This is a genomic window from Arenibaculum sp. (assembly GCF_035998295.1).
In the GTDB taxonomy this organism is placed as follows: Bacteria; Pseudomonadota; Alphaproteobacteria; order Azospirillales; family Azospirillaceae; genus DASYHS01.
Window position 1 is genome coordinate 1 of sequence record NZ_DASYHS010000079.1, and the last position, 23,672, is coordinate 23,672.

At 70.2% G+C, this 23,672-nt stretch carries 28 protein-coding genes and 1 pseudogene; 14 read left to right on the forward strand and 15 right to left on the reverse strand.

What is annotated here, in order from left to right:
* The 6 genes and pseudogenes from VGO20_RS08850 to VGO20_RS08875 form a co-directional block, all read right to left on the reverse strand.
* Positions 1-1,409: pseudogene (locus VGO20_RS08850) on the reverse strand (hypothetical protein); the annotation flags it as partial.
* A 4-nt stretch (positions 1,410-1,413) separates the two neighbouring features.
* Positions 1,414-2,079 carry a protein phosphatase CheZ gene (locus VGO20_RS08855; RefSeq protein ID WP_327501959.1) on the reverse strand — a complete coding sequence of 222 codons (666 nt, stop codon included), beginning with the start codon at positions 2,077-2,079 and terminating at the stop codon, positions 1,414-1,416.
* A 56-nt stretch (positions 2,080-2,135) separates the two neighbouring features.
* Entirely contained in the window at positions 2,136-3,140 is a 1,005-nt protein-coding gene (locus VGO20_RS08860) for a MotE family protein (protein ID WP_327501960.1), read from the reverse strand.
* Between the two features lie 7 nt (positions 3,141-3,147).
* Positions 3,148-3,669 carry a DUF6468 domain-containing protein gene (locus VGO20_RS08865; protein ID WP_327501961.1) on the reverse strand — a complete coding sequence of 174 codons (522 nt, stop codon included), beginning with the start codon at positions 3,667-3,669 and terminating at the stop codon, positions 3,148-3,150.
* Positions 3,666-4,757, reverse strand: coding sequence for a flagellar motor switch protein FliM (gene fliM / locus VGO20_RS08870; RefSeq protein ID WP_327501962.1), 1,092 nt, complete (start codon positions 4,755-4,757; stop codon positions 3,666-3,668). Before fliM ends, VGO20_RS08865 begins: the two co-directional genes overlap by 4 nt.
* Positions 4,758-4,766: 9 nt before the next feature.
* Positions 4,767-5,291 (reverse strand): flagellar basal body-associated FliL family protein, encoded by a 525-nt coding sequence (locus VGO20_RS08875; protein WP_327501963.1) that lies wholly within the window; start codon positions 5,289-5,291, stop codon positions 4,767-4,769.
* 300 nt (positions 5,292-5,591) lie between these two features.
* Between VGO20_RS08875 and flgF the strand changes: the two genes are divergently transcribed.
* From flgF to VGO20_RS08910, 7 genes are all read left to right on the forward strand, one after another.
* Positions 5,592-6,326 (forward strand): flagellar basal-body rod protein FlgF, encoded by a 735-nt coding sequence (flgF, locus tag VGO20_RS08880; protein ID WP_327501964.1) that lies wholly within the window; start codon positions 5,592-5,594, stop codon positions 6,324-6,326.
* 22 nt (positions 6,327-6,348) lie between these two features.
* Positions 6,349-7,134: a flagellar basal-body rod protein FlgG gene (gene flgG / locus VGO20_RS08885; RefSeq protein ID WP_327501965.1), complete on the forward strand. Its 786-nt coding sequence runs from the start codon at positions 6,349-6,351 to the stop codon at positions 7,132-7,134.
* Between the two features lie 14 nt (positions 7,135-7,148).
* Complete coding sequence (gene flgA / locus VGO20_RS08890) at positions 7,149-8,090, forward strand: flagellar basal body P-ring formation chaperone FlgA (protein ID WP_327501966.1); 942 nt, start codon at positions 7,149-7,151, stop codon at positions 8,088-8,090.
* Between the two features lie 38 nt (positions 8,091-8,128).
* Positions 8,129-8,896: a flagellar basal body L-ring protein FlgH gene (gene flgH / locus VGO20_RS08895; RefSeq protein WP_327501967.1), complete on the forward strand. Its 768-nt coding sequence runs from the start codon at positions 8,129-8,131 to the stop codon at positions 8,894-8,896.
* An 813-nt stretch (positions 8,897-9,709) separates the two neighbouring features.
* The gene (locus VGO20_RS08900; RefSeq protein WP_327501968.1) at positions 9,710-10,129 is read left to right on the forward strand and encodes a type II toxin-antitoxin system HicB family antitoxin; all 420 of its coding nucleotides are present in this window, start codon (positions 9,710-9,712) and stop codon (positions 10,127-10,129) included.
* Between the two features lie 285 nt (positions 10,130-10,414).
* Positions 10,415-10,603 carry a hypothetical protein gene (locus VGO20_RS08905; protein ID WP_327501969.1) on the forward strand — a complete coding sequence of 63 codons (189 nt, stop codon included), beginning with the start codon at positions 10,415-10,417 and terminating at the stop codon, positions 10,601-10,603.
* Positions 10,604-10,621: 18 nt separating this feature from the next.
* The gene (locus VGO20_RS08910) at positions 10,622-10,999 is read left to right on the forward strand and encodes a hypothetical protein (protein WP_327501970.1); all 378 of its coding nucleotides are present in this window, start codon (positions 10,622-10,624) and stop codon (positions 10,997-10,999) included.
* Here the strand turns inward: VGO20_RS08910 and VGO20_RS08915 are convergent.
* The 3 genes from VGO20_RS08915 to VGO20_RS08925 all read right to left on the reverse strand — a co-directional run bounded on the left by VGO20_RS08915 (position 10,990) and on the right by VGO20_RS08925 (position 12,565).
* Entirely contained in the window at positions 10,990-11,520 is a 531-nt protein-coding gene (locus VGO20_RS08915) for a hypothetical protein (RefSeq protein ID WP_327501971.1), read from the reverse strand. The genes VGO20_RS08910 and VGO20_RS08915 overlap by 10 nt on opposite strands.
* A 53-nt stretch (positions 11,521-11,573) precedes the next feature.
* Positions 11,574-11,993 carry an RNA polymerase-binding protein DksA gene (gene dksA / locus VGO20_RS08920; protein ID WP_327501972.1) on the reverse strand — a complete coding sequence of 140 codons (420 nt, stop codon included), beginning with the start codon at positions 11,991-11,993 and terminating at the stop codon, positions 11,574-11,576.
* Between the two features lie 146 nt (positions 11,994-12,139).
* On the reverse strand, positions 12,140-12,565 hold the full coding sequence (locus tag VGO20_RS08925; RefSeq protein WP_327501973.1) for a flagellar assembly protein FliX: 426 nt from the start codon (positions 12,563-12,565) through the stop codon (positions 12,140-12,142).
* 240 nt (positions 12,566-12,805) lie between these two features.
* On the opposite strand from VGO20_RS08925, the gene VGO20_RS08930 reads away from it, so the two are divergent.
* The 7 genes from VGO20_RS08930 to VGO20_RS08960 all read left to right on the forward strand — a co-directional run bounded on the left by VGO20_RS08930 (position 12,806) and on the right by VGO20_RS08960 (position 19,216).
* Positions 12,806-13,969 (forward strand): flagellar basal body P-ring protein FlgI, encoded by a 1,164-nt coding sequence (locus VGO20_RS08930; RefSeq protein WP_327501974.1) that lies wholly within the window; start codon positions 12,806-12,808, stop codon positions 13,967-13,969.
* Positions 13,969-14,280 carry a rod-binding protein gene (locus tag VGO20_RS08935; protein WP_327501975.1) on the forward strand — a complete coding sequence of 104 codons (312 nt, stop codon included), beginning with the start codon at positions 13,969-13,971 and terminating at the stop codon, positions 14,278-14,280. Before VGO20_RS08930 ends, VGO20_RS08935 begins: the two co-directional genes overlap by 1 nt.
* Before the next feature lie 4 nt (positions 14,281-14,284).
* Positions 14,285-14,746: a flagellar export chaperone FlgN gene (gene flgN / locus VGO20_RS08940; protein ID WP_327501976.1), complete on the forward strand. Its 462-nt coding sequence runs from the start codon at positions 14,285-14,287 to the stop codon at positions 14,744-14,746.
* A gap of 254 nt (positions 14,747-15,000) precedes the next feature.
* Complete coding sequence (locus tag VGO20_RS08945) at positions 15,001-16,539, forward strand: flagellar hook-length control protein FliK (RefSeq protein ID WP_327501977.1); 1,539 nt, start codon at positions 15,001-15,003, stop codon at positions 16,537-16,539.
* Positions 16,540-16,562: 23 nt separating this feature from the next.
* The gene (locus VGO20_RS08950; protein WP_327501978.1) at positions 16,563-17,249 is read left to right on the forward strand and encodes a flagellar hook assembly protein FlgD; all 687 of its coding nucleotides are present in this window, start codon (positions 16,563-16,565) and stop codon (positions 17,247-17,249) included.
* Positions 17,250-17,316: 67 nt separating this feature from the next.
* Complete coding sequence (locus tag VGO20_RS08955; RefSeq protein ID WP_327501979.1) at positions 17,317-18,591, forward strand: flagellar hook protein FlgE; 1,275 nt, start codon at positions 17,317-17,319, stop codon at positions 18,589-18,591.
* A gap of 184 nt (positions 18,592-18,775) precedes the next feature.
* The gene (locus VGO20_RS08960) at positions 18,776-19,216 is read left to right on the forward strand and encodes a flagellar biosynthesis repressor FlbT (protein ID WP_327501980.1); all 441 of its coding nucleotides are present in this window, start codon (positions 18,776-18,778) and stop codon (positions 19,214-19,216) included.
* A 58-nt stretch (positions 19,217-19,274) separates the two neighbouring features.
* On the opposite strand, the gene VGO20_RS08965 is transcribed toward VGO20_RS08960, so the two are convergent.
* From VGO20_RS08965 to VGO20_RS08990, 6 genes are all read right to left on the reverse strand, one after another.
* Positions 19,275-19,544 carry a hypothetical protein gene (locus tag VGO20_RS08965; protein ID WP_327501981.1) on the reverse strand — a complete coding sequence of 90 codons (270 nt, stop codon included), beginning with the start codon at positions 19,542-19,544 and terminating at the stop codon, positions 19,275-19,277.
* A gap of 92 nt (positions 19,545-19,636) precedes the next feature.
* A complete protein-coding gene (locus VGO20_RS08970; RefSeq protein WP_327501982.1) occupies positions 19,637-20,974 on the reverse strand; it encodes a tetratricopeptide repeat protein in 1,338 nt (445 codons plus the stop codon).
* A gap of 45 nt (positions 20,975-21,019) precedes the next feature.
* Positions 21,020-21,763: a DUF1217 domain-containing protein gene (locus VGO20_RS08975; RefSeq protein ID WP_327501983.1), complete on the reverse strand. Its 744-nt coding sequence runs from the start codon at positions 21,761-21,763 to the stop codon at positions 21,020-21,022.
* Positions 21,764-21,797: 34 nt separating this feature from the next.
* Positions 21,798-22,220, reverse strand: a complete 423-nt coding sequence (locus VGO20_RS08980; RefSeq protein WP_327501984.1) for a flagellar biosynthesis regulator FlaF — start codon at positions 22,218-22,220, stop codon at positions 21,798-21,800.
* Positions 22,221-22,331: 111 nt separating this feature from the next.
* Entirely contained in the window at positions 22,332-23,150 is an 819-nt protein-coding gene (locus VGO20_RS08985) for a flagellin N-terminal helical domain-containing protein (protein WP_327501985.1), read from the reverse strand.
* Between the two features lie 335 nt (positions 23,151-23,485).
* Positions 23,486-23,672, reverse strand: a 187-nt coding sequence (locus tag VGO20_RS08990; RefSeq protein WP_327501986.1) for a hypothetical protein, incomplete at its 5' end; no start/stop codon positions are given.

The following is a 23,672-nucleotide window of genomic DNA, read 5'->3' on the forward strand; positions in this document are numbered from 1 at the left end:
TCGCGCAGGGGCACCACCAGCAGCCTGTCGCCCGCCGACGGGTCCTCGACCGGGACCACGGTGGCCGCCGAGGGCGCGCGCACGAGCACGCGGGAGCCGAGCAGGAAATCGGGCTGGGCCAGCACCGGCAGCGAGGCCGCCGCGGTTGCCCCGGGCGGGCGCAGGCGGACGCGCCAGGCCGTCCCCTCGGCGCGGACGTCCGCTTCCAGGCCGTCGGGCACCGCGATCCGGAACCCGGCGATGCCGGGGATCGGCAGGATCTCCGGCCCGCCGACGCGGCGGCCGGCCGCCTCCACCACCGGGACCACGCCGGCGGGGAACGGGCCGTCGAAGACGAGATACAGGAACCCGCCGCGCATGTAGACCGCCGCCGCCATCGGCTGGCCGGGGTCGACGGAGATGGTCGCGAGCGCCGGCTCCTGGCCGGCCGGCGGGGGCAGCGCCCCGGTCGTCGTCACCGGCGTCGTCGGTGCCGCGCGGGGGGGCGGAGCCTCGTCCCGGGCCGTGGGCGCAGGCGGCGGCCCGGACGAAGGTTCGGCCGGCGGAGCGGCGGCTGATGCCTTTGCCGCCGGAGCGGCGGCTGGCGCCTTAGCCGCAGGAGCGGCGGCGGCGGCGGCCCTGCCCCGCGGCGGGTCGAGGATGTCGAGCGCCACCGACGGGCCGCTGCGGAAATGGCGGACCGTGCCGCCCTCGGGAATGCCGATCGTGACGGCCAGCCGGCCCGCATCGGCGTCCTGCTCGACCGAGGCGACGTTGCGGGGCGGCGAGCGCCGCACCTTCGCGAGGTCGGCCGTGCCGGGCTGCGAGAAGACGATCCTGACCGAGGTCGCGCCCGGCTCGACCGTGTAGTCGACCGGCCGCGTCCAGTCGAAGACGAGCCTGCCGCGGTCGGGATGGGTCCCGCCGCGCACCCGGATCGCCTGCCCGGCCGGCGCCGCCTGGGCGGGCGCGGCCGCGACCGGTGCCGCCGGCGGTGACGGCGGCGGCCTCTCGGCCGGGGCGACCGGCGCCGCCCCGGTCGCGGCCGCGGAGACGAGGTCGAAGGCGACCGACGGGCCGTTGCGGAAGCTGCGGAGCGTCACCGGCTGCGCGAGGTCGAACACGACGGTCCTGCCGTCCGCCTCGATCGTGCCGCCGGCGACATAGGCGGGGATGGCGCCGAGCACCGGGGCGACGGCGAGTTCCGCCGGCCGGTCGAAGCGGATGCGCAGCCGCCGGCCCTCCACCGCCGCGTCGAACTCCACGGCCTGCGGCCAGTCGAACACGATGCGCCCGAAGCCGTCCTGCGCCCAGGCGCGCAGGCCGACCGGCTCGGCGCCGGCCGAGGTGGTGCCCGCCAAGGTGCTAGAGGCGAGCCCGAGGAGGGTCGCCGCGAGCAGGCGGGCGGAGATGCGGCCCCGGCGGCTCATGCGTTCAGTCGAAGCTCGCGAGGAGACGGTCGATCTCGCTCTGGTCGATGCCCTGGCCGGGCAGCGCCGGCCCGTTGACGAGGTGACGGTCGTCGTCCGCCGGCTCGGCGGCGGCGCCCCGCGGCTCGGGGGCCGAGGTCGGCCTCGTGCGCGACACCTCCTCGCCGAGGGCTTCGACCAGGACCTCGATCTTGCGCTCGATGTGCTTCAGCGTCCTGACCACCTTGGTGATCCGCTGGCCGGTCACGTCCTGGAAATTGCACGCCTCGAAGATGCGCGTGACCGCGTCGACGAGGGCCGCGCGCGGCTGCTCGTCGAGCCCGTCGGCGACGGCCTGGATCGCGTCGCAGGCATCCATGATCCGGTTCGTCGCGTCCTCGGTGGCGCCGACGACCGCGTCGAGCTCGCCGGCCGCGCTCGGGATGTGCTCCGCCGCGAGGTCGTCGGGGCGGATCTGCGCGATCTCCCGCTTGGCGTGCTGGATGTAGCGCGCCAGCGCCTCCAATTCGGCGTAGAGCTTGAGGTCGAGGGAGGAGACGTCGCCCTCCATGCTGTGCAGGACCGACGCGACGATGTCGGCCACCTCCGCCCTGTCGAGCGGCCGGCGGGCCTCCTCGCGGGCGGCGCCGATCTCCGCGTCCAGCGTCCTCGCCGCAGTGCCTGACTTCATCGAACGGGTTCCTCGTTGGGGCGGGCGGTCAGGGCCGGGTGGTCAGGGCTGGACGGTCAGGGCCGGGCGGCCTGCTGGACGCCGGGCGGCAGCGCCCGGCGGTCGACCAGCTCGGCGGTGACGTCCTTGGCCTTCACCGGGTCCATCGCGGCGAGGACCGGCGCGCTCTTGGCCTCCTTCATCCGCTCCAGCACGCTCAGCAGGACCGGCATGTCCATCTCCTCGAAGATGCGCGCCGCTTCCTTCGGCTTCATCGTCTCGTAGATCTTGACCAGGCTGTCGAGTTGGGCCGCCTGGCGCTTGTCGACCTGGTTCAGCAGCTTCTCGATGTCGGAGCGGAGCTGCGACAGCTCCGTCACCTTCTGGTCGATGCGCTGCTCGGCCGCGGCGAGCAGGGCTTCGCGCTGCTCGACCTCCCTGACCCGGCGGTCGATCTCGTCCCGCCGCTCCGACAGGCGCTGGATCAGCTCCGCCCGGAGCGTGCCGTCCTGCTGCCCCGCAAGCGGGTCGGCCGCGCCCGCGGGCTCGATCCGCGTCCCGGCCAGGGACGGCAGCGGCGGCATCGCCGGCTGCGGCGACGGGTCCGCCGCTTGCGCCGCCGGGGCGGAGGCCCCCGGCTCGCCGGCGCCCTGGGCCTGGGAGGTCGTCACCAGGTCGACCTGCCGGCCCCGGGTCAGCGCCACGAAGACGTCGCCGACGCGCACGCCGAGCATCAGCACGGCCACGAAGATCAGCAGCGGGATCAGCCGCAGGCGCATCGGGCCGCGCCGCAGCCCGAAGAACGGGCGCGAGCCCGCGGCGCGGCGCGGCTGAGGCGCCATGTCGGCGGGCGCCGCCTTGGGAGGCGCCGGCTTGGCTGCGGCCGGCCTGGGTGCCGGTTTGGGTGCGGCGGCCTTGGGTGCCGCCGGCTTGGGTGCCGCCGGCTTGGGTGCCGAGGCCGCCGGGCGGGGGGCGCCGAGCCGGTCGGCGGCGGTCTGGGCCGAGCCGCGGTCGGGGGCCGGGCCGGGAGCCGGGCCGGAAGCGGGCGCGGGACGGCGGGGAGTGGCGTTTCGCGTCGTCATGACCGTATCAGCGCAATTGCTCGAGGGCCTGCATCAGCTCGCGCTCGGCCCGCGAGCGGGCCTCGGCGGCGGCCGGGTCGGCGGGCCGGCGGCGCGGGTCCGCGGCGACGGGGGACGGCGGTTCCGCCGCCGGGGCGCGCGGCGCCGGGCGGGCCGGCGGCGCCTGATGGGAAGCCGGCTGCTGGGGGGCCGCCTGGGCGGCGGGGCGGTGGTGGCTGATCGTACCTTCCAGGCGGCTGGCGAGGCTGTCGGCGGCCTCGACCATGAACTGAAGCTCATCGCGGATCGCCTGCCCGCGGTCGACCGTGGCCTGGAGCCGCTCGCCGGCCTCGCCGGCCATGCGCTTCATGCCCTCGACCCCGGCCTCGGCGCGCTCGGTCGCCTCGGCGAAGCCGCGGACGAGGTCCTCCAGCTCCGCCTTGCTGTCGCGCAGGCGGACGAGCTGGCGGTTGAGATTGATGGCGTAGCCGATCGTCACCACCAGCAGGACGACCACCACGATGTCCAGGACCAGGGCCAAAGCACTCATCTGCGATCCTCGTCCTTGGGCGCCTCCCGCTCGATCCGGACGGCGATGTGGCCGCCCTTGCGCCCCATGCGCCCCTCGAACATCGGCACGTCTCCGCAACGCAGCTCCACCGGGTCGTCCGGCGCGGCGTTCAGCAGTATCCGGCTGCCGACGCGCCAGTTCAGCACCTCGTGGAGCGACATGGTGATCTCGTCCAGCACGGCGCCGATCTGCACGTCGGTCAGCCACAGCTCGCTCGCGAGATGGGTCTCCCAGATCGAATCGCGGCCGAACTTCTCACCCATGAACATCTGGAGAAGCAATTCCCGTACCGGTTCGAGCGTGGCGTAGGGAATCAGCAGCTCGAGCCGGCCGCCGCGGTCCTCCATGTCGATGCGCAGCTTCGCCAGCACGGCAGCGTTTGCCGGGCGCGCGATGGTCGCGAAGCGGGGGTTCGTCTCCAGCCGGTCGAACCGGAAGGTGACCGGCGACAGCGGGTCGAAGGCCGCCGACAGGTCGGACAGGACGACATGCACCATGCGCTCGACGAGGTTGCGCTCGATCGTGGTGTAGGGCCGCCCCTCGATGCGCATCGCGGCCGTGCCGCGCCGCCCGCCCAGGAGCACGTCGACGATCGAGTAGATCAGCGCGCTGTCGACGACCATCAGGCCGTAGTTGTCCCATTCCTCGGCCTTGAAGACCGACAGCATGGCCGGCAGAGGGATCGAGTTCAGGTAGTCGCCGAAGCGGACGGAGGAGATCTGGTCGAGGCTGACCTCGACGTTGTCGGAGGTGAAGTTGCGCAGGCTGGTCGACATCATGCGCACGAGGCGGTCGAAGACCACCTCCAGCATGGGCAGGCGTTCGTAGTTGACGAGCGCCGAGTTGACCAGCGCCATGATGCCGGAATTGTCGCCGTCGCCCATGCCGTCGGTGTCGAAGCCGAGCAGGCTGTCGATCTCGTCCTGGTTCAGGACGCGGGTCGAGCCGCCGCCGAAGTCTTCCTCGCCGTCGCCGCCGTCGCCGCTGCCGTCGCCGTCGGCGAGCGCCGCCCACTCCGCGGCGAGCCTCTCCTCCTCGCTCAGCCCCTGCAGCCTGGGATCGCTCATCGTCGCGCCCTATTGAACCAGCATCTCACGGAACAGCACGTCCTTGACCTTGACCGGCGCCACGGCGGCGCCGATGCGCATCAGCAGCTCCTCGCGCAGGCGGTAGATGCCGGCGGAGCCGCGCAGGTCGTCCAGCCGCAGTTCGCGCAGATAGACCTGGAAGTTGTCGACGATGCGCGGCAGCACCTTCTCCAGCGCCGGCACGTCCTCCTGGCGCGCGATCTCGATCGAGACGCTGATCTTGAGGAAGTTCTGGCGCCGGTTGCCGGTGCTGTTCAGGTTCACGAGCAGGTCGGGAAGGTCGAAGAAGACCCCCGGCCCCGGGGGCACCGGCTCCGCCGGGAGCGCGGCCTGTTCCTCGCCGCCGGCCAGCGCGTCCAGGACGCCGCTGAAATACACGGCCGCCCCGCCGCCGACCAGCAGCAGCAGCGGAAGCACGATGAAGAGGACGAGCTTCTTGCCGCTGAACTTCCGCCGCGGGAGCTGATCGAACGATTGCCCGCCGGAATCGCCATCCATGGCATGCGCCGTCATCTTCCCGCCTGCCCCACCGAGCTGAACCCGTACCTGAGCGTCGGACTTTACCTAACGGATAGTTAACAAGTCCTTTCACCACTTTGGAGCAGATCGGCGCCGCCGTCCCGCTTTTTGCCGCCCGTCCGGAAATTTCTGCCGGGCAAGGCTGTCCGCCGGCCGTTTCCGGGCGCTCCCGCAGCCCCGATCCGGGGCGGAACGCAGGTCGGCACGGGGGTTGGCACGCGGCCTGCATCCCGACGGACGGGACACGGCCATTCCCCATGGACCGGACCGCAGGAAGCGAGGCAGGCAACGGCGATGGAAAACCCGATCTACATCGCGCTCTCCCGGCAGGACGCGCTACGCCGCCAGATGGACGTCACGGCGAACAACGTCGCGAACCTGAACACGCCCGGCTACAAGCAGCAGCGGATGATGTTCGTGGAGTTCCTGACGCCGGCCGGCTCGGGGCCGGGCCAGCAGAGCAAGCCGCTGTCCATGGTCAAGGACATGGCCGTGCTGCGCAACCTCGAGGACGGGCCGGTCAGCCGGACCGACAACCCCCTGGACGTGGCGCTGGACGGCCGCGGGTACTTCGTGGTCGAGACGGTGGACGGGCCACGCTACACCCGCGCCGGCCGGTTCCAGCTCGACCCGGACCGCCGGCTGGTCGACGTCAACGGCCTGCCGGTGCTCGACGACGGCGACCGCCCGATCCAGATCCCGCAGGGCGCCGCCGACATCCGCATCGCCGGCGACGGCTCCATCTCCACCGAGCAGGGCCCGCTCGGCCGGATCAAGGTGGTGAACTTCGAGCGCGAGCAGTTCATGACCGAGCTCGGCGGCGGCCTCTACACCACGGAGGAGCCGGAAGTCGCGGCCGAGGGCACGAAGCTGGTCCAGGGCGCCATCGAGGGCTCCAACGTGCAAGGCATCGTCGAGATGACGCAGATGACCGAGGTCCTGCGCCAGTACCAGAGCAACCAGCGCCTGATCGAGGCGGAACACGAACGCCAGCGCAACGCCATCGGGCGCCTGACGCGCGTCGGCTGACCATCGGGAAGGAGACGGCACCATGCGGAGCTTGGCAATCGGCGCGACGGGCATGCTGGCCCAGCAGCTCAACGTCGAAGTGATCTCGAACAACATCGCCAACATGGCGACGACCGGCTTCAAGCGGCAGCGCGCGGAGTTCCAGGACCTGCTGTACCAGAACCAGCGCCGGGTCGGCTCGACCTCCTCCGACGCCGGCACGATCGTGCCGTCGGGCATCCAGGTCGGCGTCGGCGTCAAGGCCGCGGCCGTCTACCGCATCCACGAGCAGGGCAACCTGCAGGTCACGGACAACCCGCTCGACCTCGCGATCAACGGGCACGGCTACTTCCAGGTCGAACTGCCGGACGGCAACACGGCCTACACCCGCGCCGGCTCGTTCCAGATGAACGCGGAAGGGACGATCGTCACTCCCGACGGCTACACCGTGCTGCCCGGGCTGGTGATCCCGGCCGAGGCGACGGCCATCACCGTGAACGCCAGCGGCGAGGTGCTGGTCAAGATCGACGGCCAGCAGGAGCCGCAGAACGTCGGCCAGATCCAGATCGCGACCTTCGCCAACGTCGCGGGGCTGGAGGCGGTCGGCGACAACCTGCTGCGCGACACGCCCGCCTCGGGCGACGCGGTCGTCGGCAACCCCGGCGGGCCCGGCTTCGGCAGTCTGCGCCAGGGCTCGCTGGAGACCTCGAACGTCAACATCGTGTCGGAGATCACGAACCTGATCACGGCGCAGCGCGCCTACGAGATGAACTCCAAGGTGATCAGGACGACGGACGACATGATGAACACCGTGTCGCAGATGCGCTGAGGAGGGAGGCCGACATGAAACAGATCCTCGTGATGGTGACCGCGGCGGTCCTCTTCGTCTTCGCGGTCACGGCCCAGGCGGCGACGCTGCGCTCCGACGCCGGCATCGAGAGCGACCGCATCACGGTCGGGGACATCTTCGACGGCGCCGGCGCCGCGGCGGACCGGGTCGTCGGCCCGGCGCCCGAGCCCGGCCGCCGCGCCGTGTACGACGCCGTCTACCTGAGCCGCATCGCGCGGAGCGTCGGGCTGGACTGGCGCCCGGCCACGGCGCGCGACGCCATCGTCCTGACCCGGGCCAGCACCGCGATCCGGGCGGTCGACGTGCAGATCGCCGTCGCCGAGGCGCTGTCCGAGCGCACCTCCGAAGGACGGATCGAGGTGGAACTCGACAACCGCCTGCTCGAGGTGCACGTCGAAGCCGGCAGCGACCCGCGGCTGCACGTCGAGACGCTGTCCTACGACGAGATGCAGGGCCGCTTCGCCGCGACCGTGGTCGCCGGCCTGCGGGACCGCGAGCTGCGCATCCCGGTCACCGGCCGCGCCACCGCCGTGATCGAGGTGCCGGTCCTGAACCGGTCGGTGCGCGCCGGCGAGACGATCGGCGAGGGCGACGTCGCCTGGACCGAGCTGCGCCGCGCCCGGGGCAACGAGGACGTCGTCCGGGCCGCCGCCGACCTCGTCGGCATGGCGCCGCGGCGCACGCTGCCGCCCAACACGCCGGTCCGCTCGCGCGACCTGCGCGAGCCGAGCCTCGTCAACCGGGGAGCGCTGGTGACGATCGTGCTGGAGAGCCGGTCCATGGTGCTGACGGCCCAGGGCCGCGTGCTCCAGGACGGTGCGGCGGGGGACGTGGTCCGCGTCGTCAACACGATGAGCAACCGGACGATCGAGGCGACCGTGACCGGCCCCGACCTCGTCGCCGTCACCCGCCCCGGCGCCGTCGCCCAGTTCTGACGCCCGCACCCGCGCATCCGAGCCAGGATATCACCGCCATGACCGCATCCTTCTCCGCCCCCCGCCCGGCCCTGCGTCTCGCGCTGGTCCTGCTGTGCGCGACCGGGCTCGGCGCCTGCAACGCGACCCAGCGCCTGTCGGAGATCGGCTCGGGCCCGGGGATCAGCCACATCGCGAACCCGCAGGCGGCGCCGGGATACCAGCCGGTCAGCCTGCCGATGCCGGCCCCGCAGATCGGGATGCGCGAGCCGAACTCGCTGTGGCGGACGGGCGCGCGGGCGTTCTTCAAGGACCAGCGCGCGAGCCGCGTCGGCGACATCATGACGGTGGTGATCCAGATCGACGACCGCGCGCAGATCAACAACACGACGTCGCGCGCGCGGGAGAACTCCGAGAGCGCGGGGCTGCCGTCCTTCTTCGGCCTCGGCGACAACCTGGCGAGAGCCATCGACCCCGACCTCGACCCGGCCAACCTCGCCGAGGTGTCGAGCGCATCGGGCAGCCGCGGCACCGGCCAGATCAACCGGCAGGAACGGATCGAGCTGCAGGTCGCCGCCCTCATCACCGACGTGCTGCCCAACGGCAACCTCGTGATCCAGGGCCGCCAGGAGGTCCGCGTCAACCACGAGCTGCGCGAGCTGACGATCGTGGGCGTCATCCGGCCCGAGGACATCAGCTCGGCCAACGCGATCAGCTACGAGAAGATCGCCGAGGCCCGCATCTCCTACGGCGGCCGGGGCCAGATCACCGACGTCCAGCAGCCGCGCTACGGCCAGCAGCTGTTCGACATCATCATGCCGTTCTGAGGCCCCCGCCATCTGGTACCATTGGTGATCACGCGCCCCATCTCGGGCAACCGCGCGGCGGCAATGTAAAGCCGCAATGCAATGACCACCGCGAGGATGTTGGCGGCCCGCTGGAGCTGCGGGCTCACCTCATCGATTCCGTGGAGAGGGCGCAGCCGTCCACCACGAGAGACCACAGCGCGTCGTCAGGATGCAGGCATAGCCCGGACCCTCGACATAGCGGCTGCTGCATGTCCGCGGGCTTCCGCCCTCGGTCAGGATGGCGACATCGCGGTGCGGGCCGAGGGGCGCCACGCGGCGAGCATCGCGAGCATGATGTCACCCTTGGCGGGGCCGCCTCTCGGTCGCACAAAGGCATCGGCGGATTTCCGGGCAGCAACAGCCCACCACGAATGAGCCTTCCGGCGATCCGTCGCGGACCGGCATGAGGCAGATATGCCCTATTTTTACTTGACAATGGGGCACATCTGCCATATCTTCCCCTCGTCACGAACCGAGAGGGAGTAATGCCAACGAAGCCGCGTATTCTCGCCAACGCTGTCAAGCGGATCGGAGGCGAGGTTAAGTCGGGTCCCGGCGGTCACAGGATCGCAGTCTACAACGGTCGAAAGTCCCACATTCCGTTTCACGGGCAGGGCTATGAGATCAGCGACAGACTGGTGAACAAGATCCTGAGCGACCTGGGACTCACTCGCAAGGACGTCGGCCTGGAGTAATCCAGGCCGGCCCCGGCGCAAAGTATATGTATTCATCGATAGTCCGGAATTATCCGGTAACCATCTATGAGAACACTGCTGCCAAGGAGGGCACAAGATGTTCTATCCAGTAGAGTTCGACGAGGGCGGCGATACCGTTATTGCTTTCCTGCCGGACCTACCAGGGGTCCATGATGAGGGGGCAACGCGCGAAGAAGCCATGAAGCGTCTTCTAGGCGCCGCCCTTGCCATGATCCAGTCACACATCGATGATTTGGAAGACATTCCGGATCCATCGCCGGCCGCTGACCGGCCCACTCTGACCCTGCCATCGCAAGTCTGGACTAAAGTACTTTTGTATCGGGCGTTTCGTGAGAAGGGTTGGCGGAAAGCGGATCTTGCCCGAGCTATTGGGAGCGACCAGAAGGCCGCAGACAGGCTCTTAAGCATCTCTCACGCTTCCCGATGGGATCAGGTTGATCAAGCTTTTGCCGCGCTTGGCATGACCTTCGTCCCAGAGGCGCATCGAGCCGCCTAGCCCCCCGGAGGGGGTGGCTCCGAACAGTTGGGGCGCCCTTGAAAGCGTCTTTCAAACCGAGCCGTTCCGCGCCCCGGAAACGTCGAGGAGGACGGCCCGGTTTTTTGCGAAGGCCTCGCGCGACGAGGCGTGAGGGTCCGCGAGCGCCCGCTCCCTCTCTCATTGCACGAGAGAAAATGTTCGCGGTCTGGTGACGGGCGCTGGAATTGACGGTCCGGCGCTGGTGTGGTTGTGTTGTCGCGGGCGGGTGATGCCCGTCCTCGCGCCGGCCGGAGAAGCAGCCTCATGCGCTTTCAGGAAGCCTTGCGTATCCTCGTCGCGGCCGTCGCCGGCGCGGTCGTCGTCGCGATCATGTTCCTGATCGTCGGCAGCATCTTGCTGGCGCTCGCCGTCACGGTGCCGATCCTGCTCGTCCTCGCGGTCGCGGCGGCGCTGCTGTCCGGGCGCGGCCGCGCGGAGATCCGGCGCGAGTAACGCGCCGGACGGCTCGCGATGGCTGCCTGCGAAGAAATCCCCGGTGCGGCGTCAGGCGACGCGCTCATCGTCGCGGCGGCGCGGCGCTTCGCGCTGCATCACCAGCTCGCCCAGGGGGCGGACGACGACGAGGAGGCCGATTTCCATCTCGCGCGCTGCACGGAGATCGCCCGCAGCCTGGCGGCGATGCCGGCCGCCACGGTGGCCGGGGCCGCCGTGAAGCTGTTCGTCGAGGTCGTCAGCGAGCACGGCGTGCCGCCCGGCAGGCGGTTCGGGCTGCACCGGCCCGACGGCGCGCCCTACGGCGAAGCGCTGGCCTGGTCCGCGATCGCGGACCTGCAGCGCCTCCTCCACGACGAGCTGCCGGCCGAGTTCAAGGCCGACGGTCAGCGCTGATCCTGGCGCCACTGCGTCCCGAACTCGCCCGCAAGCCGCTGGATCGCGGTCGACACCGCCTCGGCATGGCGGCTCCTGTCGGTGCTGAGAAGATAGCCGCCCTCCCAGTGGAGGATCTCGGCCGTCTTGGACAGGCCCGTGGCCGGCAGGGTCACCGGCTGTACGGACACCGCCCGCAGCCCGACCCAGGAAATGCACATGTAGTTCCCCTCGCGCAGCGTCGCGACGCGGGGCACGAGGTAGACGCCCGGCGTCGTCACCGTGAACGGGGCGGCGATCTCGATCCGCTCGGTGCGCAGCCCGCTCTGGATCACCGGCCCGATCACCGCGTCGCCGACGAGGCTTGGCGTGATGCCGCATTCGGCGTTGGCCGGGCTGGAGCCGATCTCCGGCTGGAGCACCACGGCCTGGTTGATGCCCTCCAGCGGCCGGTCGCCCCTGCCCTGGGCACGGGCGTCGAGCCCCGCGGCCGAAACCGCGACGGCGGCGGCCAAGCCTAGAAACGCATTCGCGATCCGCATCCCGATCGTCACTCCCCGCGTTCGAGCCGGGCGGGCGCCAGGGCGCCCGTCCGTCAATCGTCCCGGTGCGTCCGCTCCAGGCGCTCGTGGCGCTCCTGCGCCTCGAGGCTCAGGGTGGCGATGGGACGCGCTTCCAAGCGGCGGATGCCGATCGGCTCCCCGGTCTCTTCGCAATAGCCGTAGCTCCCGTCCTCGATCCGCATCAGGGCGGCGTCGATCTTGGAGATCAGCTTGCGCTCGCGGTCGCGCGTGCGCAGCTCGAGCGACCGGTCGGTTTCGAGCGTCGCACGATCGGCGATGTCCGCTTCCTGCAGGCCGCCTTCCTGGAGGCTTTGCAGCGTCTCCTCGGACTCCTGGAGCAGTTCCGCCCGCCACTTCAGCAGTCGCTGGCGAAAATACTCGAGCATCGTCGGATTCATGAACGGCTCGTCTTCGGACGGCCGGTAGTCAGGCGGCAGAAACGGTGACGACATACTAGAACACCCCAACCCAAAGGGCTGCCGAAACGCGGGCGGAGTATATGGGGGCGCATCGCTCGCCGCAACCCTGCGGTTGGCGGTGCCTCCGATACGCAAGCCCTTGTTCTGAATGACAGATTCTTTTCAAACGGGAATGCCGCTCAGCGCGGCTGCGCCAGCTTCGCCAGTTCGACCTGCGCCCGCAGGTCGATCTCGTCCAGGATCTCGGCCAGCTGGGGATCGGCGACCTGGGCGCGCTGGGACTGGATGATCCGCGACAACGCCTCCAGGCCGGATGCCGGGATGCTGCCCGTCAGCAGGCCCATCCGGATCTCGTCCAGCCGCTCCAGGATCGCCTCCCCCCGGGCCCGGGCCTTGCCGTGGGGGCCGCTGGTCGCGTCCTCCAGCTCCTGGAGCGACAGCAGCGGGTTGACGCCTCCGGCCTGCGCCGGTCCGCCGACGCCGGGCGCCGTAGCCTCCCCGGCGTCCTGCAGCGCCCGGGCGAAGGCGCCGCCCAGCCCGCTCTCGGTGCGGCCGGTGCGCCGCGTCGAGCCGTTGCGCAGTGATCCCGGGCCTTCGATCTTCATGGGCAGAGTCCCGTTGCGGTACCAGACGCCATGCTTGACGCGGCCGTATTAACACGCCGTTAACGGGTCGGTGGCCGGCAGGCGGCGGCAAAACCTGCCGCCCCCCGGCGTGCCGCCCGGCACGCCCTGCCGCCCGCGGCGCGCAGCGACGCCCGGCGCCCGGCGATCCCGGCGGGAAACCGGGACTGGCACGGAATTCGCTTCGTGGCGATCGCGACCGCATCAGGAGCAGCACGACCGATGACCAGGCCGATGACCAGGAACGACACGCCGGCAGCCACGCGCCGCCTCCTCCGCCGGACGCTGGGCGCGCTGCTGGCCCTCGCCGCCCTTCTTCTGGCCGCGCAGCCCGCCGTCGCGAACTCCCGGATCAAGGACATCGTCAACGTCGAGGGCGTGCGCGACAACATGCTGATCGGCTACGGGCTCGTCGTCGGCCTGAACGGGACGGGCGACACCCTGAACAACTCGCCGTTCACCCAGCAGAGCCTGGTCGGCATGCTGGAGCGGCTCGGCGTCAACACCCGCGGCCAGACCATGAAGACGCGCAACGTCGCCGCCGTGATGGTCACGGCGACGCTGCCGGCGTTCGGGGCCCAGGGCTCGCGCATCGACGTCAGCGTCTCGGCGCTCGGCGACGCCAAGAGCCTCCTGGGCGGCCAGCTCCTGGTGACGCCGCTGCTCGGCGCCGACGGCGAGGTCTACGCCGTCGCCCAGGGGCAGGTCGCGGTCGCCGGCTTCAGCGCCCGCGGCCAGGGCCAGCAGGTCGTCAAGGGCGTGCCCACCTCCGGCCGGATCGCCAACGGCGCCATCGTCGAGCGCGAGATCGAGTTCGCGCTGGCCGAGCTGCCGGTGATCCGCCTGTCGCTGCGCAACCCGGACTTCACGACCGCGCAGCGCGTCGCCTCCGCCGTCAACGTGGCGCTCGGCGCCGGCGCCGCGCAGGCGACGGACCCGTCCGCGGTGCTGGTCACCGTGCCCGACGGCCGGCGCGGCGACATCGTCGGCCTGATGACCCAGATCGAGCAGCTCCGCGTCACCCCCGACCAGTCGGCCCGGGTGATCATCGACGACGCCTCGGGCGTCATCGTGATGGGCGAGAACGTCCGCATCAGCACGGTCGCGATCGCCCAGGGCAACCTGACGATCCGGATCACCGAGACGCCCCAGGTCTCGCAGCCCGGCCCGTTCAGCGAGGGCGGCGAGACGACGGTGGTGCCGCGCACCGACATCCAGGTCGACGAGCAGTCCGGCAACCGCCTGGCCGTGCTCCCCTCGGGCGTCAGCCTGCAGGAGCTGGTGGAGAGCCTGAACGCGCTCGGCATCGGGCCGCGGGACATGATCACGATCCTGCAGTCGATCAAGGCCGCCGGCGCGCTCCAGGCCGACATCGAGGTGATGTGATGACGACCGTTACCCCCGCCCTGCCCCCTTCCGCCCCGCCGGCGGGCGCGCACCCGGCGCTCATGGGCGGCAACCGCTCGCCGGCCGCGGTCCGGCGCGCGGCCGAGGACTTCGAGGCCCAGTTCCTGTCCCAGATGCTGACGCACGTCTTCGAGCAGATCGAGGTCGACCCGATGTTCGGCGGCGGCGACGCGGAGGAGATGTACCGCTCCCTCCTGGTGGAGCAGTACGGCAAGCAGCTCGTCAAGGCGGGCGGGCTCGGCATCGCGGACGAGGTGCAGAAACAATTGCTGTCGATGCAGGAGATGTGACGCCATGAGCTTCGATATGGACCGCGCGGTGGGACTGGCCATCGACACGATGACGGAGTTCACCACCGTCCTGGAAACCGAGACCGCGGCCGTGCGCGACAGGCGGACCGGCGAGCTGGAGACGCTCGTCCCGCACAAGGAGAAGCTGGCGCACCAGCTCGAGGTCCTTCTGGGCGGCCTGCGCACGGAGAAGGCCCGTCTCGCCGCCCATCTCTCGGCCAGGGCCGGCCTAAAGGAGCGGCTGGTGGCCGTCTGGAACGGGCTCGCCGCCGCCGCCGCCGACAACGCGCAGACGCTCCAGCACGCGCAGCGCCTGACCCAGAGCGTCGTCGACCTCGTCGTCGACGTCGCCCGCCGCCAGCAGCAGGCCGAGAACGGCTACGCCAAGACCGGCTACGGGCGCCGCGGCCAGACCGGCGGGTCGACCCTGCCGAGCCTTTCGGTCGCCCTCAACACCACGCTCTGATACCGGCACTCCGATATATTCCATCCCCGAGAAGACGGCGCGCCCCACCGGCGCGCCGTTCGCGTTTTCCGGCATCGCCGTCACGGGGCGAAAGCTGCCGCGCCACCCCCGCTTCGGCGGGCAGATTTTGCCCCGTCCCGTGGGAAGAAACGGCCGATGCCGAAAAAACGGCGGAAAATCAAGGGGTTGGTGGAGATTTGAAAGTGGCCCACCGCTTGCAGTCGTCTCCCTGCCACTTGCCGCGTGAGGAGCCCGTGGACAGCATTCCGATCTTCCAGATGCCTACGCCCCAGCTCCCCAAGGGCTCGGGCGACACCGGCCAGTCCTCGGGCGCCGCCGGCGCCTTCCTCGCGCTGATCGAGGGCTTCCTCGGTCCGTCCGAACCGGGCCTGCCGACCGCGGGAGAGCCGGCGGCCGATGACGGTTCCGGCAAGGGCACCGACGGGATGGGCGCGCTCGTCCAGCCCGGCCTTCTGCTGGAGACCGCCGGCAGCCCGGCGACGGCCGAACTGGCGGGCGGCCTGGCGCTGCAATGGCAGCAGCCCCTGGCCGAGCCGATGCCGACCGGAGACGGCGAGGGTCTTCCCGGCACCGAGGGCGCCGAGGGTCTTCCCGGCACCGGGGATGCGGAGGACATGGGCGGCGCCGAGGGGCACACCGGGAACGGAGCCTCCGCCGACGCGGGCATGGAGCCATCCTTTCCCATGACCGGCGCACCGCCGCGGACGGACGCGGCCGGCACCGCCGGACCGGCGCCGGCGGCCCAGAACGGGGCTCACGGCGTCGCGCCGGATGCCGGCGTGACGGTCCCCTCGGCGACGGCAGCGGCCGCCGCCGGCACGACGCCGCCGGCAGCGGCCGGCGCCGCGCCCCCGGCAGCGGCCGAGGCCGCGGCCGAGGACGGTTCCGGCGCCGAACCGGCCCGCCCCGCCGGCAACGGCGGCGCCGAGGCCAAGGCCGCGACCCTGCCGCATGGCGGCGACGGAGCCGGCACGGGCGACGGGCGCGGCGACGGCAGGTCCGGAGCGCGCGATGCCGACCGGTCCGGCAACGTGCTGCGCGAGGAAAGCGGCATCGAGGCCGCCCGTTCCGGAACCGGTCCGGATGCCCCGGAAGCGTCGGCGCGGCCGTCACAGGATGCCGCCGCCGGGCCGGCGCTCCGGACCGCGAGCGCGCCGGCGCCGGCCGCCGTCGAGCCGCCGGCCGCACCGGCCGCGCCGGCCGCGCCGGCCGCACCGACGCCGGGCAGCGATGCCGCCGCCGCGGTCGCCCCCGGCGCGATCCGCGCGGCCGGGGAGCCGACCGCCGGCACGTCGTCGTCCGGCTTCGCCCCCTCCGCCGGACACGGCCCGGCGAACCCGCCCCACCCCGCAAGCCAGATGGTGAGCGTGACGCTGTCGCGCATGGCCGACGGACGCGCGGACCGGATGACGATCCAGCTTCGCCCCGCCGAGCTCGGCACCGTCGAGGTCAAGCTCGACTTCCGCAGCGACGGGACCGTCCAGGCCATGATCGTCGCGGACCGGGCGGAGACGCTCGGCCTGCTGCAGCGCGACGCGCCGACGCTGGAGAAGGCGCTCCAGGAGGCCGGCCTGAAGACGGACTCCCAGGGCCTGAGCTTCAGCCTGCGCGACGGCGGCGAGGGCGAGCGGAACTTCGCCGGCTTCCACCAGGCATTCGCCAAGTCGCGCAACCGCGGCGGTGCCGCGGCGGACGACGGCACGCAGACACTGACCCTCACCGCCGGACCGGGTGCCAAGAGCGCCCCCGGCCGCGTCGACATCCGAATCTGAGCCCGAAGGCGAGAGGACCCACCATGAGCAACGTCGCCACCACCGCCGCCCCGGGCACTCAGCCCCAGACGACGAGCCAGACCGCCCGCAACAGGCTGAGCGACACCTACGACAACTTCCTGACCCTGCTGACGACGCAGCTCCAGTACCAGGACCCGATGCAGCCGATGGACTCGGCGCAGTTCACGAACCAGCTCGTCCTCTACAGCCAGGTCGAGCAGCAGATCTCCCAGAACGAAAAGCTGGACACCATGATCCTCCAGCAGGGCGCCTCCCACGCCCTCACCTCGCTCGGCTTCATCGGGCTGGAGGCGGAGATGGACGTCAAAGAGTTCAAGTACGAGGGCGAGCCGCTGTCCTTCAACTACATCCTGCCCGACGACGCGGCCGAAGGGGCCAAACTGCGCATCACCGACGCCACGGGCAAGCTGATCGCCACCGCCGACGCCGAGACCAAGGAAGGCCGGCACGAATTCGTCTGGAACGGCAAGAACAAGGAGGGCGAGACCGTCCGCCCGGGCACCTACAACATCGAGGTCTCGGCCACCGGACTGGACAAGGAGGCACTGAAGGTGCCGACGACCATGTACGGCACGGTCTCGGGGATCGAGGCCGTCGGGGGCGACACGTTCCTGATCATCGGCGACCAGAAGATCCCGGTCTACCAGGTTCGTTCCGCCCGCGAACCGATCGCTGCGAGCGCATCCTGACCAACCGCACCCGCCGGCACGAGGAGCGCCCGGATGCGCTCGCCGGATCTGAAACGAGGAGACTGACATGAGCCTGTTCGGATCATTGTTCACGGGAGTGTCCGCCCTTTCGGCGCAAAGCCAGTCGATGGGCATGATCTCCAACAACATCGCGAACGTGAACACCGTCGGCTACAAGCGCAACGTCGCGAGCTTCTCCGACCTCGTGACGCAGGAGACCCGTTCGACCGCCTACGCGCCCGGCGGCGTGCGCGCGTCGACGCAGACCACGATCAACCAGCAGGGCATCCTGCAGCAGACCAGCTCGAGCACGGATGCCGCCGTGTCGGGAGAAGGCTTCTTCGTCGTGAAGCGGGGGACCACCGGCACGCAGGAGACGCTCTATACCCGCGCGGGCAGCTTCTCGGAGGATGCCCGCGGGTTCCTGCGCAACACCAACGGCTTCTATCTCTACGGCTGGCGCCTCGACGACAACGGCAACCTGCCGCCGGGCAACGCCGACGTCAGCACACTGGAGCCGGTGGACGTCGCCTTCCTGAACGGCATCACCGCGCCGACCTCGGCCGCCGAGGTCACGCTCAACCTGAACGCCAACCAGACCACCGGCGGCACCACCCCCCATTTCAGCCGCGCGATCACGGTCTACGACAGCCTCGGCGGCCCGCAGCAGCTCTACCTGGAGTTCACGAAGACCGCCTCGAACACCTGGGACATGAACGTGCTCGACGCGCCCGGCGGCACGTCGCTGATCGGCGGCGCGACGTCCATCGACTTCGATCCGACCACCGGCGGCGTCGACACGACCGGCCCGTTCGCGGCCCCGCTCGCCTACGACGCCACGACCGGCCAGCTCACCGTCACGACCGGCGGCATCAACTGGGGCAACGGGTCCGACCCGGCCCAGACGATCGCCGTCGACATCTCCAACGTGAGCCAGTTCGCGGCCGACTACAGCGTCGCCTTCGTCGACCAGAACGGCGCGGAGCTGGGCCTGAGGACCGGCGTCAGCATCGACCGGGAAGGCTATGTCGTCGCGTCCTTCAGCAACGGCCTGACCCGCAACCTGTACAAGCTGCCGGTCGCGACCTTCACGAACCCGAACGGGCTCGAAGGGCGCAGCGGCAACGTCTATATCCAGACGCAGGACAGCGGCGACTACAACCTGCGCGAGGCGGGCACCAGCGGCGCCGGCCTGATCTCGCCCTCCTCGCTCGAGAGCTCGAACGTCGACCTGGCCGACGAGTTCTCGCGCATGATCATCACGCAGCGGGCGTATTCCGCAGGCACGAAGGTCATCACGACCTCCGACCAGATGCTGCAGGAACTGCTCCAGCTGCGGTGACGGCGGCACCGGCCGCGATGCCTCGCCTCCCGCCGGGCCGACCGGCGGGAGGCGAGGCGGCGGGCCCGTCATGGAATCCTTGTAATCAGCCTACCGTCCCGACATATTCCTCTCGTCCCGCCCCCTTCGGGGGCAGCGCCGGCCGGGCACCCCGCCGCCGGCCCGGAAGGTCGCAGGTACGGTCGTGTCCCTTAAAATTCGTCTCGCCCCCGACGAGAAGATCGTCATCAACGGCGCCTTGATTCAGGCCGATGGCCGGTGCAGCCTGGTCTTCCTCAACAACTGCTCCTTCCTGACCGAAAAGCACATCATGCTTCCGGCCGAGGCGAACACGCCCGCCCGGCGGATCTATTTCATGATCCAGAACTGCTACATGGCGACCGACATGGAACGGCCGCCCCTGCTCGACGCGCTGAAGCACCTCGTCGAGGACTTCCACGCCGCGACGACGGTCCAGAGCATCAAGGATACGCTCGACCACATCCGCGAGCTGGTCGTCGGCGGCGAGTACTATCCCGCGCTGAAGCTGTCCGAGGTGGTGATGCGCCACGAGGACCGCCATCTCGGCAACGGGAGCTGGACGGAAGGCCGCAAGAAGGCGGAAGCGGCCGAGCGGCGGCGCTGACGGGGCGCCGGCGGAACGAGCCCCGAGGGATATCGGCCGCCCGGACCAGCCGCCCCGATCAGCCGCGGAACGGCGGGATCTCTCCATGGCGGAACGGGATCCAGTCCCGGTGTTCCTGCCGCCACTGCAGCCCGTAGGGCGACTTCAGATAGATCTTCTCCGGGGCGTCGCCGCCTTCGGCGACGGTCCGCTCGACGTCGACGAGCGGATGGGCGGCGAAGAGGTCCCTCCAGTACCGGGCGGGCGTCGGCTCCGCCCCGTCCTTGCCGGCGAAGTCGCGCGCATCGTCGCTCAACTGCCAAGCCTCTTCGACCTGCTCGTAGCTCATCGGGACATCCGGCTGATGGAAGGGGCGCCTGCGCGACGATGATGGGGGCGGCCCGCCGCCACCGTCAAGGAAGGCGCCCCCGGGGATCGGGATCAGGGCTTCCGGGCCAGCACCAGCATGCCTTCTACCGGCATGCCCGCCTGGACGCGGAGCTGCTCGCGCGCCACCGACAGGACCACGAAGCCGGCGGCCTCGAGCGTGGAGCGCACATAGTCGTCGGAATGCGAGAAGCGGCCGGTCGCCAGGACGCCGTAGTCGGCGTCCTCGCTGCGCTCGACCGAGAAGGCGAGGATGCCTCCCGGCTCCAGCTTCGCGTGGATCAGCGCGAACACCATGTCGAGACGGCCGAGATAGCCGAAGACGTCGCCGGCCACGACCGCGTCGTAGAGGCGGTCGTCGCTGCCCAGCGTCTCGGCGACGTCGACGACCTCCACCTGGTCGTAGAGCCCCTTGGAGAGAGCCTGCGCCAGCATGTTGCGCGACAGGTCGGCGCCCTTCAGGTAGTCCGTGAGGTCGCGCAGCATGACGCCCACGAGGCCGGTCCCGCAGCCGAGGTCGAGGACCGCCTTGTAGCGGAACTTGCCGGTCCGCGGATCGAGCATGAGGCGGCGCAGGAGGCCGGGGACGCGGTATTTCAGCTTGTCGACGACGTCCTTGTCGTAATAGGCGGCGTAGTCGTCGAACATGTCCGACACGAAGGCCGAGGGGATCGTCTCGATCTCCTCGCCCTTGAGCAGCGCCAGCATGTGGCGCGAGCGGCGGTTGCCGGGATCGATCTCGATCGCGCGCTCGAACGCCGCGACCGCATCGGCCTTGCGGCCGGGCATGCGGTTCAGCGCCGAGCCCATGTTGTGCCACAGCTCCGTCGTCTCGCGCCGCTCCAGCGCCACCCGGCAGACGTCGATGGCGCGCGCGTGCTGTCCCATCGCGACCAGCGCGTTGGTCAGGTTGATGGTGCCGTCGTGCAGGTCGGGCTCGGCCGCGAGCGCCGTCTCGAACAGCTCGACCGCGGCCGCGTGGTTGCCCTGCCCCATCATGGCCCGGCCGAGATTGACGAACAGCCGCGGCTGCTCCTGCTCGGGGGCGTGCTGGATGGCGTTGACGTGGAACATCACCGCCTGGTCGAACATCTTGAGCTGCTGGAGATGGACCCCGAGCGCGTCGAGATAGGAGGAGCTCTTCGGGCTCAGCATCACCGCCTGGGCGAAGTCCTCGACCGCGGCGCTCAGCATGCCGAGCGCGGCACGGCTGCCGCCGCGCATCGCGAAGGTCTCGGCATCCCGGGGCTCCGCCTCGACCGCGCGGTCGAGCGCGTCCACCGCGCCGTCATGGTCTCCGCGGGTCGCCAGGATGGCGGCGCGCTGCTTGAGGGCGCCCGCCGTCTCGGCCGTTTCGGCGGTCATGGTCGGCGGCAGGGAGGTAGATTGCATCGGTTCTCACCAGACGGATGAAGGGGGCGCCGCGGGGACCGGCCCCTAGACGAAAAGGTTCAACAGGTAGCTCTGCGCCCCGAAGCCCTGCTGCTGGCGCTCCTGGTCGGCCATGATCAGGAAGCGCTGCGTCAGCTTCTCGACAAATTCGGGCTTCTTCAGGTCGTCGAGGCTGAGGCGCCGCTCGATCGCGGCGGCCTGGGCGTCGATGTCCTGGTACGCGAGCTCCTTCGGCAGGCCCAGCGCCTTGGTCACGACCTCGCGGAACTGGGCGTCGCCGAGGATGTCGAAATAGTTCTCGATGCCGCCGGCGTTCTTCTCGAAGTACTTGGCGTAGCTGACTTCCGGCGTGCTGCGACGCAGGTCGTCGTCGTAGCGCATCTTGACGTAGAGGTCCTTGAGCTCGGCGATCGTCTCCGGCTTCTTCAGCGTGGCGACGCCGGTCTCGCCGAGCTCCAGGACGCGCGCGGCGTTCTTGAAGCGCTTGTCGGACAGGCGGTTCATCAGCGCGTCGGGATCGTCCATGCGCTCGGACAGCGCGCGCTTCGCCCGGCCCGAGAACTGGATCTCGGTGCCGAGGTCGACGGCGTGGAGCACGAAGGACATCAGCTTGTAGTCGCCGAACAGGTCGTCGACCGAGTTCACCTTGCCGACGTTCTCGCTGAAATACTCGATGTCGCGCTGGATGTTGGCGTTCTTGGCGAGGGTGTCGGAGGCGCTGTCGCCCTTGGCCTTCTCGAGCTTGTAGACCGTCAGGATCGGAAGCCCGAAACCCGCGAGGCTCGACATGATCAGGCCCTCCCCTGCCCTGGCGCGCGCCGTCTCAGACGGACGTGTTCGCCGGCTTCTGCGCCGCGGCCGCAGCCGCGGACTGCCCGGCATCCGCCGCCGGCGCACCGCCTCCCAGCAGGCCTTCGATGATCTGGGTATTGATGTCGATCAGGAAGTCGACATCGAGATTGCCGGTGATGTTGTCGTCGGTTTCCTTGATCACCGCCTGCCCGATCGAGATCAGCTGGGCGCGCAGCGGCGCGGGAAGCTGGTTCTGATCGTCCTGGAGGAGCTGGATCACCGTCATCCAGAGCAGCCGGTTGTCGGTCGCCGCCCGGACGAGGTCGAGCCCGTCCTTCTTCGTCTTTCCCTGGATCAGGGAGTACGTGACCTGCTTGAACAGGTTCGCCTCCTGAGACCGGAAATCCGTCTTCATCCTGGCGGCCTGACGGTAGGCGTCGATTCCTGAACTCATTCTGCGACCCGGAATAGTCTCGCGTTACGGATTACCGGGGCCCGGAAGCCGCCCGAAGCCGCCACCGCCGCCCTTCCCGGCGAAGACCGGGAAGGGCGGCGCCGGTAGCGGTTACCGGAACAGGCCGAGCAGGGCCTGCGGTGCCTGGTTGGAGATCGACAGCGCCTGCGAGGCGAGCTGCTGCTTGACCTGCAGGGACTGCAGCATCGCGCTCTCCTTCGCCAGATCGGCATCGACGATGGCGCCCATGCCGGTCTTGGTGGCGTCGTTGATCGCCTTGTTGAAGTTGATCTGGTTCGAGATGCGGCGCGCGTCGGCCGCGAGCTGGTTCATGGCCCGGCCGAGGTTGACCTCCGCCGAGTTCAGCGCACCGGTCGAGCCGATCAGGGCCGCCGCCGCGGTGTAGGTGTTGGCGGCGCTGAGCTGGCTGAACACATTCGACATCAGGTTCTGAGAGGAAACCGTGATGTTGCCGCCATCCACGTTCGAGATGAGCGACTGGTTCGCCGTGGTGTTGATCAGAGTGACGTTGTTGTACTTGGCATCCTGGATGAAGTTCAGGATGTCGTTCTTCAGCGTCGCGTACTGGTTCTCATAGTTGGTGCGGTCGGCGTCCGTCAGCGCCTGGTCGGCGAGCTTCGTCAGCACGGCCCGCACGTCGACCAGAGTCTTCGAGATGTTTTCGCCCGCCTTCACCGCGACGTCGATCATGCCCTTGCCGACGGCCAGACGCTCGTTGACCGCGCCGAGAGCGGCCATGTCGCCGCGCAGACCCTGGGCGACCGCGTAGGAAGCGCCGTCGTCATAGGCGTCGGAGACGTTGTAGCCGGTGCTGATGCGCTTGTTCGTCGAGCTCAGCGCGTCGGAAACGCTGTTGAGGTTCTTCAGCGCGACCATGGCGCCGATGTTGGTATTGATCGAGTTCGACATGATGTGGTGCCTCCATTTTGGATTCTAAGCGGGCTTTCTCCCGCAAGGTGCATGCTAGCGACAAAAGCTTAATAGGTGCTTAATTTGGGGCGAATGCGCGCCGTCCGCGCATTCCGCCGGCAGCCGCCAGCCCCCGCGGCGGGGTTTCTCCCCGCCGTTCCCGGTCCCGGATCGGGACGGAAACTCTGTAAAGCCCTCAGACGCCGGGCGGACCGCTCCGCGGTCCTTTGGGCTCGAGCCCGCTCCGCGGTCCTTGGCTTCGCGCCGGTCGGCGCGGGGCCGCTTTGCGGCCCGGACGCTACCGGGTAGAAGATCCGGCCTTCGGCGCGGCGTCATCACACGCCCTCCGCCGCGGCCAGCATGGCCCTCACGAAGGACCGCGCGTTGTGGCGGTCGCGGCAGACCGGGGCGGCGGCGAAGGCGGCGGCGGCGTAGCCGCGCCATCCCTCCACCAGCCGCCCGAGCCCGTCCTGGACCGCCTCGGGCGTGAACGCGTCGGCGACGACCCCGACCTGGCCGAAG